Here is a 7,764-nt window from a genome sequence, read left to right as displayed (position 1 = left end):
ATGGTGACGTCGGCGTGGCGTTCGGCGTCGAGCTCTGCTCCGGCGACGGGGGGCGTCAGGCCGTCGAGGGTGTCGTCCTCGACCGGATGGGCGCGACCGGCCTCCCGGGTCATCGAGATGGCTTCGTTGACGGCGGCGCGTCGCCAGTAGGGTGCGGGGTCGTCGATGGTGCCGCCGGTGGACACGATGCGGACCATTTTTTCCAGGGCGCGGCTGGTGGCTTCCTCGGCGTCGATGCCGGGTACGCGTGCGGCGACGGAGCGTACGACGTTGGGGCGGTGCACCACCCAGTCGACCCGCAGGTCACCAGTGGCGGTCACGCGACGCTCCCCACGTAAAGCTGCTCGTCATTGAAATGCCCGATCGGAAATGTCCGGAACGGGCCGGGTCGGCGGCGTCCGCCCAACACCGCCGGCTCAAGCATACGGAAACGCCGTCTCACGCTTGTGATCTCGAAGATTGGAAGCCGGCGGCAACCCGTGGTATCACCCGCAAGGGCTTGCGGGTGGTGCTCCGCCTGTGAATCCATGGCGCCATGAAGTCACTTCCTGTTCCCGGAGACCGGTCCATCTGGTCGGTGGGCGACCTGGCCGTGCGGTTCGGCCTCGAGACACACGTGCTGCGCCACTGGGAGGCGATGGGCCTGCTCAGCCCGGCCCGCGACGGCGCAGGCCGACGCCGCTACGGCTCCGACGACGCCTTCCGCGTCGCGACGATCATCCGCAGCAAGGCCGCCGGCATGAGCCTGGAACAGATCCGCGTGATGCTCGACGGCGGCGCCTACGACCGCCACGTGATCCTCGAGGAACACATCGCCGACCTCGGGCGGCGGATGGCTGACATGGAGCGGTCCCGCGAGATGACCCGCCATGCCCTCGAGTGCCGAGCGCACGACATCACGTCGTGCCCGAACTTCCGCGCGCACGTCCAGGACATCGTCGACGGACGGGCCGGTCACCGGAAGTCCCTCGCCGAACCCCTACGGCGAGGCCGCTGAGCGGGCTCCGGTAGGGCCTGCCGGTCCAGCGCACGGAGAGCGCATCCCGCCTTCCCTCCCGTCCGTGGTACGCGGTGCGACTGGGCCCGGGGACCCAGTCGTTCTGGGCGCACAGTTGGGCCGTCGGGCCGTCGTGACCTGCGGGTCCGCTCTCTAGGTTGGGCGAGTGACCAGTGCCGAGCCCCGGAGCCGCCGTAGCACGGCGTCGCCGCGTGCCGGCCGGCCGCGCCCGGCCGGCAGCTCCCGCCCGCCGCGCCCCGACCGCGAGGCCGGGCAGGCCATGCCCGAGTACGTCGCGGTCGTGGGGTTCCTCCTCGTGCTCGTCGCGCTCCTGTTCGTCGCGGTGGCGCCCGTCGCGGCCGACGTCCGTGACCAGCTCGTGTGCGCCGTGAACTCGGTGGGCAAGGAACCGGGCACCGTCACCTGCACCGGCACGGCCGGTGAGCCCGGGGGCGAGGAGTCGCCGGGGGACGGCTACGGCCCGCCGTCGGGCGACTGCCAGGACGACGTCACCTTCGACCTCGTGGACAACCCCGCCGCGGCGGAGGACACGGAGGTCGTGCAGATCAACTGCGTCTGGTACCCCAACCCGAAGAAGTGCATGGAGGAGCACCAGCCCGCGGGGCACCAGGACCGGCCGCGCGCGGACCGGGTCTACCTGGAGGAGGAGATCCAGGATTTCGCGGACTGCGTGCTCGACGGCTGGGGCCCGCCGAAGGACGACCCGAACGACCCGAGCTGCGTCAACACCATGCCGGGCAGCGGCGAGTTCGACGAGGACGCGCCGCCCAGGGTGCAGGTGGGCTGCCGCGAGCTGCCGGTGCCCAAGGGCTGCGAGAAGGAGTGGAAGGCCTACGAGGACGCGGCTCCCGGCAAGGATCGCGCGGCCCGCGCTGGCGAGCTGGCCAACTGCGTCACCACGCGGTACACGAGCATGGAGCCGCCGTGCGTGATCGAGGCCACGGGCCATGTCGAGAGCGAGAACATCCAGTTCCTGTTCTTCCGCTGGGGCAACAGCAACGGCACGCTGATCGAGAAGCTCGGCGACGGCCGCATCCGCATCCACATCCTGACCGGCGTCGAGATGGGGGCCGGAGTCAGCGGGAGCGACGTGGGCGGCACACCCGTGGCGTTCGACATCGCCGGTATCACGGGCTACTCGAAGGACAAGACCTACGAGTTCACCGACATGCGCAAGGCGCAGGACTGGATCGACTGGTACAAGAAGTACGACGCGGTCAACGGCAAGCAGGAGAGCTGCTCCGGAGCCATGCAGCAGTGGGCAGGCGGCTGCGGCAGGAACCCCTATGTCGAGCAGGCCGAGGAGCTGCGGGGTCAGGAGCCCGAGCACCACGAGCTGGCCGAGGCCGACAGCGACATCAAGAAGGTCAAGCTCAAGGGTGGCCTGAAGTGGGGACCGCAGACCGGCTCCATCGCGCTGAAGGGCATGGTCGAGGGCGGCTACGAGGGTGAGGTCCAGGTCGAGGACCGCCGGTGGTCCGACGGCAGCCGGCAGGCGACCTACACGTCGTCGGACATCGGCGGGTTCCTGATCGGTGCCGAGCTGTCGGGCAAGCAGCCGTTCACCAAGAACAGCAACGGCGCGGTCAAGGGCAAGGGGCAGCTCGGCGCCGAGTGGAAGGGCACCACCAGCACGTCTGTGGTGTGGAACAAGGACGGCAAGCTGTCCCGCCTCATCATCGCCATGGACGACCAGGTGATGCGGACGCTCTACAAGGGGGGCATCGACGTCGACGTCGTGCTGCCGTACGGCTTCAAGGTCACCGGCGGATACAGCTCGCAGGGGGAGGAGGGCACGCTCTCCAAGCGCGAGCTGATCATCGACTTCGAGCAGTACCCGGAGCTGCGCGACACGCTCGGCCCCAAGATCGACTCGATCTTCCCGCGCGACCGTGAGGGCAACCTCATCAAGGGTGACGTCGAGATCAACGGTGAGGACGGGGAGGGCGGCGAACTGTACGAGGCCGCCCAGGACTATGCCAACGTCCGCGAGCTGAAGTACGACATGGACCGCGTCACCGGGAGCGGCGGGTTCGGTCTCAAGTGGGAGGGCCTGGACCTGTTCAAGGTCGAGTTCACGACGGTCGACGACACCCGGACGCTGTCGGAGTCGTCGTTCGAGGTGACCGACGTGGACGGCAACCGGCAGACCACGTCCCCCGCCCCGCAGTGCCGGGCCAAGGACTTCAAGATGCCCGACGGCTACTACAGCAACGACTACTCCGACCCGCCGACCAGCCGCGTCGACTCCCGGCACGACCTCGGTGCGCAGTACGTGGACAACAAGTCGCCGATGTACACCGAGGGCACCTATCCCGGCACGAACTACGGGGGCGACGTGCCCGGCGACCGGGCCGACCGGGTGCGCTCCCTGGTGGACGAGTACTCCAAGGCCTTCCCCGACAAGAACATCCTGGTCGTCAAGGACTTCGAGAACTTCTCCTTCAGCAACCTGTTCGGGTTCGTGCACCTGGCCACCGTCGACGGCATGGACGTGATCGCCCTGAACTCCGGCACGGTCAAGAACAAGGGGGACGGCGGTTGGATCAACTGGGGCTTCACCGGCATCTACGACTACGACCCCGAGACCAAGGTCGTGAAGTTCAAGCAGCGGTGAGGTCGAGGGCCAGGCGGCTGTCCGGCCGCAGCCCCCAGCGGACGAAGCTCCCGGCGGGGGCCTCGAGCACCTGGGTGACGCCGCGGCGCGGCCGGGTCATGCCCCACGGGCGCAGCACCTGGGTGTGCAGCACCCGCAGATCGGCGGAGAGCAGTGCGACGTCGAGCGGCACACGCATCCACGCGCCGTGCACCGAGGTGCACGGCCGCAGCAGCAGCGCGTCGGGCAGCGCGCCGCGGAACAGCAGCCCGCGCGCCCTGGTCAGCACCGTGTCGGCGACCTCGACGTCGACGACGGCGCCGCCGTCCACCACGAGCCGGACCTGCTTCACCAGTGCGCTCCTGTCGCCGAGGGGCGTGCGCCGGACCGCGGACCGCACGACGTGCGCGGCGCCCGGGAGAGGTTCGCACAGCGGAGTGAACACCCCACGAACTCTTGTCGAAATGACGACCGGAACGGGGGATATGTCCACATTGAATGGGAGGATACGAACGTCTGCGGGGGCGGCGTTGGTGGTGTACTCGACGAGGGGAAAGCCGTGCAGGTGATCGCGATCGGCGCGCCCGACGGCGTGCACCCGGCGGTCCACCGGGTCGGACGCACGCTGGACGAGGTGCTCACCGCGGTCGCCGGCCTGCTCGCCGACGACGTGGTGGTCGCCACCCGCGACGACGAAGCCCGCGACGTCGCCCGGTCCGCCCGGCTGGTCCTGGGACCCGAGCGGGTCGGCCTGCTGCACGTGGACGCCCCGGTCACCGCGTGGGCGGTGGCGCTGGCCGGCATCTCGACCGAGGGGCTCACGGCGTCGGCCGCGCAGGCGGTGGCCACCGAGGTGCTCGCCCGGACGGCCACCCGGGTGCTCCTCTCCAGCGTCGCCGGCCTGGACCGGCCCGCACCCACGTTCCGCCAGCACGCGGGCAGCTACCTGCCGCGGACGGCGTTCGTGGTCGACCCCGTCCGGGGCACCGTCGGCCGGTTCGGCGGACGCCTCGGGCTCCCGGACGGCGGCGACCTGCTCGTCGTGGCGCGCTCCGCCCGGCCCGTGGTGCCCGCCGACGGTGGCGACCTGCTCTCCCGAGGCCCTGACACAACGTTGAACGGCGCCCTGCCGGGCTGGCCCGCGGCGCGCTGGTTCGAGGCCTCGACCGTCGTCGGAGCCCTGAGCTCGGCGGTCGCCGCGGCCGTGTCCGCCTCGTACCGCTGGGGCGCCTGCGACGTCTGCGGGCGGGCCGTCGCAGGGGCCTGCATCTTCTGCGGCGTCACGGACCGGCGTGCCCGGCTCCCGCGCGCGGATCCTCTCCGTCCCGGCCAGCCCGGTCCGGCCCTGCTCGACAGCCAACCCGACAACCTGGGAGTGATCAGTTGAACCCGCGCCAGCGCCGTGGAGTGTTCTTCCTCGTCGTCACCTCGATGCTCGCCGTCGCCGTGTTCGTCGGCGTCCTCTACTACGTGCGCACCGTGAGCACGCAGGTGGGACCCATGGTGACCGTGCTCGAGCTCAACCGGTCGGTGGATGCCCTTGAGCCCGTCGACGCGTCGATGCTGGACCTGGTCAGCGTCCCCGAGCGCTGGGCACCCGACACGGCGGTGCGGGACGTGGCGGACACCGCCGACCTGGTCGCGGCCACCGCCTACGAGGAGGGCTCGATGCTGCAGACCGGGATGCTGGTCGAGCGGCCGGGCGTGCAGCCGGGATTCCGCGAGGTCGCGATCCTGGTGGACGCCGAGACGGGTGTCGCGGGCAAGGTCGAGCCCGGTGACCACGTCGACATCATCGCCACCATGGGCGGCAGCGGGGACGTACGGCCGGTCTCCCGGGTGTGGGTCTCGAACGTGCTGGTCCTCGAGGTCGGCCTCCCGCGGACCGTCGAGGACCCCGACGACCTGTCCACCACGACCAGCGGCCTGCCGGTGACGTTCGCGCTGAGCACCCAGGACGCGCTGACCCTCGCCTACGTCGAGTCGTTCTCCGTCAAGCTGCGCCTCGCCCTGCGTGGTGCGGGTGACGAGGACCTGCTCCCGGCCGAGCAGCGGGTCTACGACGGCACGATCCCCGAGGGGCGGGACTGACCATGGTGACCAAGGTGCTGCTGGCGACGCCGTCGCACGAGGTCCGGGACCACCTGGGCCACGTGTTCGCCGAGTCCGACGGCTTCGAGCTCGCTGCCGCGGTGTCCGACGGAGCCGGGGTGCTGACGGCGCTCGACCGGCAGCCGGACATCGGGATCGTCGTCGTCGACGAGGCGGCAGACGACGGGCACGGGCACGCGGTGGCCCGGACCGTCGGCCTGACCACTCCGCTCACCGGCATCGTGATGGTCGTCGACGCCCACAGCCCGGCCGAGATGAGCCAGGCCATGGCCTCCGCGATGGAGGTCGGGGCACGGTCCGTGATCGCGCGGAACGCGGGCCTCGAGGAGGTGCTGACCCGGCTGGAGGCGGTGGCGTCGTGGTCGGCGACGGCCCGCGCCTCGATCGCAGCGGAGCGCAACGGCGGCCGCAGCGGCCAGGTGGTGGCCGTGGCCGGGGCGAAGGGCGGCGTCGGGACGTCCGTGCTGGCGCTGCTGCTCGCCCGGACGGGGCGGGCCAGGGACACGATCCTCGTCGACCTGGACCTCGGGGCGGGCGACCTGACCGCGTACACGGGAGTGCGCACCCGCCGCTCGGTGGTCGACCTCGCCGCCGTCGAGGGCGAGGTCACCGGGCGCATGCTCCGCGAGACCACGTACGAGGTGCCGGGCGGCGTCCGCCTCCTCCCGGCCCCGAGCGAGGGGGAGCGCGGCGAGGAGATGACGCCGGCCGCGGTCCGGTCGGTGGTGAACGCCCTTCGGTTCGAGTCCGGCCTGGCCGTGATCGACGTGGGCGCGCACCTCGACGAGCCGCGCGCCACGGCGCTGGAGTTCGCGGACCGCGTGCTCCTGGTCACCACCCCGGACCTCCCGGCCCTGCGCGCCGCCCGGCGCACCCTGGCGCAGTGGGACCGGCTGGCGGTCCGGCGGCCCGCGACGGTCGAGCTGGTCCTCAACCGGCGCACGTCGCGCGACGAGGTGACGCCGGCGCTGGTGGAACGGATAGTGGAGCGCCCGGTCGCGTTCACGGTGCCGGACGGCGGGGCAGCGTTCTCCGGGGCCGTCAACACCGCCACGCTGCTGGAGTCGCCCACCGCCGTGCACGCCGCAGTCGCCAAGGCCGGCGTCGTCGCGCTCCGGCGGGCCGCCGAGGCCGCGCACGAGAGCACACCGGACGGGCCGACGGAGGTCGAGTCGCTGGTCGCCGGGTCGGTGCGGAGGGCGGGCGGGGGAGAAGGCGCCGGACGGAGGCGCACGAGCCGCCGGCGGCCGCGCCGCTCGGACCCCGAGGCGGGCCAGTCCACGGTCGAGCTGCCCGTGGTCATCCTCATGGTGCTCATGGTGCTGGTGCTGTGCGTCCAGGGCATCGGGTGGGCCTCGGGCCTGCTGGCGGCACGCGCCGCCGCGCAGGAGGGGGCGCGCACGGTCGGCGTCCTCGGGTACTACGACGCGGAGGGCAGGCGCCGGGACGACGTCGTCGAGCAGGCCCGCGACGACGTGCGGGAGCGGCTGCCGGACGCGCTGCGGGCGACGGTCGGCGACTCGGACATCGAGGTCCTGGCCGACACGGTGAGCGTGCGGGTGACCGTCTCGACGCTCCTCCCGGGCGTTGACCTGTCCGCGTCGTCGTCGGCCGCCGTCTACCGGGAGGGCTGATGGGGCCCCGCCGCGAGCACGGAACGCGCCGCGAGCACGGACGGCGCCGCGAGCCCGGGCCGGGACGCGAACGTGGACAGGCGAGCGTCGAGCTCGTCGGCATCGTGTTCACGATCGTGCTCGTTGCGCTCCTGTCGATCCAGGGCATCACCGTGGCGCAGACGGCGTCGATCGCGCAGGAGGCGGCCCGCAACGGCGCCCGTGCCCTGAGCCTGGGCCAGGACTGGCAGGCGGTGGTGGAGCGCACCGTCCCCGAGGGGCTCGACCTGCGGGAGGCGGACCCCGCCGTCGCCGACGGCGCCGCGCGCGTACGCGTGACCGTCGCAGCCCCGCTGGGGCTCGCCGGGATGGAGCTCGTCGACGTCTCGCTGACCAGAACTGCTGTGTTTCCGGTGGAGGACTGA

The 7,764-nt window shown here is 71.9% G+C and carries 8 protein-coding genes; 6 read left to right on the top strand and 2 right to left on the bottom strand.

The window, feature by feature from the left end; all coding sequences use genetic code 11:
• Nucleotides 1-320 (bottom strand): hypothetical protein (locus ACFWE2_RS10170; protein WP_377224100.1); only part of this gene is annotated, 320 nt, incomplete at its 3' end.
• A gap of 215 nt (nucleotides 321-535) precedes the next feature.
• Here ACFWE2_RS10170 and ACFWE2_RS10165 point away from each other — a divergent pair.
• A complete protein-coding gene (locus tag ACFWE2_RS10165) occupies nucleotides 536-997 on the top strand; it encodes a MerR family transcriptional regulator (protein WP_377224099.1) in 462 nt (153 codons plus the stop codon).
• Between the two features lie 166 nt (nucleotides 998-1,163).
• Entirely contained in the window at nucleotides 1,164-3,635 is a 2,472-nt protein-coding gene (locus ACFWE2_RS10160; protein ID WP_377224098.1) for a hypothetical protein, read from the top strand.
• Here ACFWE2_RS10160 and ACFWE2_RS10155 read toward each other — a convergent pair.
• Nucleotides 3,622-4,059, bottom strand: a complete 438-nt coding sequence (locus ACFWE2_RS10155; protein ID WP_377224097.1) for a DUF192 domain-containing protein — start codon at nucleotides 4,057-4,059, stop codon at nucleotides 3,622-3,624. The genes ACFWE2_RS10160 and ACFWE2_RS10155 overlap by 14 nt on opposite strands.
• Before the next feature lie 114 nt (nucleotides 4,060-4,173).
• On the opposite strand from ACFWE2_RS10155, the gene ACFWE2_RS10150 reads away from it, so the two are divergent.
• Genes ACFWE2_RS10150 through ACFWE2_RS10135 form a run of 4 tightly spaced genes read left to right on the top strand, consistent with a single transcriptional unit; the run spans nucleotide 4,174 to nucleotide 7,764 of the window.
• The gene (locus tag ACFWE2_RS10150) at nucleotides 4,174-5,001 is read left to right on the top strand and encodes a hypothetical protein (RefSeq protein ID WP_377224096.1); all 828 of its coding nucleotides are present in this window, start codon (nucleotides 4,174-4,176) and stop codon (nucleotides 4,999-5,001) included.
• Nucleotides 4,998-5,705, top strand: coding sequence for a Flp pilus assembly protein CpaB (gene cpaB, locus ACFWE2_RS10145; RefSeq protein WP_377224095.1), 708 nt, complete (start codon nucleotides 4,998-5,000; stop codon nucleotides 5,703-5,705). The genes ACFWE2_RS10150 and cpaB overlap by 4 nt, the downstream gene beginning before the upstream one ends.
• Nucleotides 5,706-5,707: 2 nt before the next feature.
• A complete protein-coding gene (locus tag ACFWE2_RS10140; RefSeq protein WP_377224094.1) occupies nucleotides 5,708-7,360 on the top strand; it encodes a hypothetical protein in 1,653 nt (550 codons plus the stop codon).
• Nucleotides 7,360-7,764, top strand: a complete 405-nt coding sequence (locus ACFWE2_RS10135; protein WP_377224093.1) for a TadE/TadG family type IV pilus assembly protein — start codon at nucleotides 7,360-7,362, stop codon at nucleotides 7,762-7,764. Before ACFWE2_RS10140 ends, ACFWE2_RS10135 begins: the two co-directional genes overlap by 1 nt.

The sequence above is a fragment of the Promicromonospora sp. NPDC060271 genome (genome assembly GCF_042726755.1).
In the GTDB taxonomy this organism is placed as follows: Bacteria; Actinomycetota; Actinomycetes; order Actinomycetales; family Cellulomonadaceae; genus Promicromonospora.
Note: the sequence above shows the minus strand (reverse complement) of the source record. Positions and strands in the feature narration are given on the sequence as shown.